General features: G+C 30.6%; 3 protein-coding genes. All 3 read left to right on the top strand.

The features are described 5' to 3' along the window. A partial coding sequence (tssD, locus tag GMC_RS18680; protein ID WP_010520556.1) for a type VI secretion system tube protein TssD occupies nucleotides 1-563 on the top strand: 563 nt, incomplete at its 5' end. Nucleotides 564-566: 3 nt separating this feature from the next. Next, nucleotides 567-1,880, top strand: coding sequence for a LysM peptidoglycan-binding domain-containing protein (locus GMC_RS22020; protein WP_010520555.1), 1,314 nt, complete (start codon nucleotides 567-569; stop codon nucleotides 1,878-1,880). A 3-nt stretch (nucleotides 1,881-1,883) separates the two neighbouring features. Further along, nucleotides 1,884-2,291, top strand: a complete 408-nt coding sequence (locus GMC_RS0101940) for a hypothetical protein (protein WP_010520554.1) — start codon at nucleotides 1,884-1,886, stop codon at nucleotides 2,289-2,291. Nucleotides 2,292-2,316: the final 25 nt, after the last annotated feature.

The raw sequence follows: 2,316 nt of genomic DNA, 5'->3' as shown, positions 1-2,316 counted from the left end.
CCCCTAAAGATGTTACTGAATTTTTTACCGTAGCGGTATCATCCAGACAGATGGTTAGTGGTCTTGTCCGATTTTATCAACGTGATGGGCTACACAAACATAAAGATTGGGAATTTGCCAATGCCTATATGTTGCATTTTCATGAGTCTTTTAACTACAAGGATAACAAACCCATGACTTGCAACATTATTCTAAGTCCAGGTATTTTAAGAGTTAATGGCTTTATCTACGAAAACGAATGGAATCCTAGTAACCCGTTTGAAAAACAAGCAGCTCCAGCTATAATTGAAAATGAAAATTTAGAACCAGTTATTACAGACGGCTATTATACCAATCTTGCAGGAGAAAAAATAGACGACTATCAATTGGTTAGTGGAGAACAAGTATACTATGTATTACATACCTCAAATGCTGTGGGAAAATATATAGATTTAGACTTAACCAATACTCAAAACGATTTTAAATACCAAGGCAATGTTTTTGAAAACGACCAACTTGAAGACCTAAAAGTAACCGCTGACACTCAAAAAATAAAACTACAAGTAATTAGACAAACCAACTAAGCTATGCCTACAGTACGATTTAAAGGAGAATATTCACATATTACTTTTACTTCTCCCGATCTTAAAATTTTTAGACCCAAGATTAACAAAGCCTATTTTGCTACAGCAAAAATTGAAGAGGTTATAACTACTAGCACAACAGAAACAGTGCAAGAAACTTATGTAGTGGCAAATGGTGATACATTAAGTAAAATAGCCACTAAAAAAAGTACTACGGTTGATGCTATCATTGAAAGTGATGATAAACTAACCGAAGCTAATAAAGATAAACTGAAAGTTGGGCAAAAAATAACACTTCCAAATACAGTAGCCACTACCGAGACCAACAAAAAAATAACTTTTGAAAAAGTAAACGAAGGCACTTTGAATAGTGAATTGTACCTAGTAGTAGAAACCGAAGGTTTCCAAGGCTATAGTTTGTATTTTAATATAAAACAAGGTAAGGAAAAAGGTATTGAGGAAAAAGATGCACTGGTTACCTTCAAAGATGAAAAAGGTAATTATGGTACCAAAGGCGAGGTAAAAGTAGGTGCGCTGTGCGAAAAGCATTATATGAATGTAGATGACTATGCCGAAACAGCGATCTACAAATTACAAATAGACCATAACGATAAGACCAAAAAAGAAGCTTGGCAAAAAGCTTTAGAAGGAAAAGACAAAAAAATACCTTTATACTTACTAGTAGAAGGACATACCGTTCCTGGACAAGAAGAAATAAATATCAATTACCACGGTGATAGCGAAGGCGGCGAAATACGTGGCGAAGCAATCAAAAATCTATGGCTAGATAGCGATGGGAATTGGTTTGAATTGAAAAATAAAAAAGTAGACATAAAATATTTATTTAGTTCTAATGCAAAAAACGTTTCAACAAAATCAAAAGACTTGATAAAAAAAGCTGGACGAAATTCTAAAAATTATTCCATTAGCATAACAAGCACTATTAGAAGTGCTAGGAAACAAGCAGAAATAATGTATGATCAAACTGTTAGCAATGGAGTAAAGGCTCAAAAATCTCTATACGGTGGGAATGGAGATCAAATTATTGATGTTTATGTAGACCAATTAGCTAAAAAGAAAACCAAAGAACAAATAATTGTCAAAATGGAAGAGAAAATTAATGAATTAGGTCCTTCGAAAGTTTCTAATCACTGCGGTGATTCTGATATTATTAATGTTTTTGATATTTCTAGTAGAAGGTTAGATAACCCTAAAGATTTTTTAGCAGAATTAGAAAAATTAAAAACGGATGGAAAAATCAAGAAAATAATCAATGAAACTGATAGAAATTGTTACCATATAGAAATTACTCAATAAGCTATGATTAAAAAAATTTTACTTCCTGTCCTTTTAATCTTAAGTATGTCTTGTAAAAAGAAAACTAAGATTTTGGATAATAAAAACTTCGGTAAATCGGTTTTAAAAAATAATTCTCCAATACAAAATGACACATTATACATAAAGGAAAACGTTGTCTTAACACCTAAATTAGATTCTTTAAGGATTGAAAAACTAAAAGAAAAATATAGAGATGATTTTTATACAGTTATGGACGATATTAATTATTACAGATATGAAGCTAGTAAATTTTTAAAAAAAAGAAATATAGAAACAAAATATATTTCTCAGAATACAATAGGCTATTTTATAAATAATCACTACGAGTTTTTTAATTTAAGTGAAATGAAATCTTCTTTAAATTTATTGTTTTATAAAAAAAATAAATAAAATCATAGAAGTAGCTCCTATAGAT

The sequence above is a fragment of the Aquimarina agarivorans genome (assembly GCF_000218485.1).
GTDB lineage: Bacteria > Bacteroidota > Bacteroidia > Flavobacteriales > Flavobacteriaceae > Aquimarina > Aquimarina agarivorans.
This window is presented reverse-complemented; position numbering and strand designations above follow the sequence as displayed.

Coding starts and splice junctions, on each gene's coding strand:
- GMC_RS22020 (WP_010520555.1), top strand. CDS start 567: ATGCCTACAGTACGATTTAAAGGAGAATATTCACATATTACTTTTACT.
- GMC_RS0101940 (WP_010520554.1), top strand. CDS start 1,884: ATGATTAAAAAAATTTTACTTCCTGTCCTTTTAATCTTAAGTATGTCT.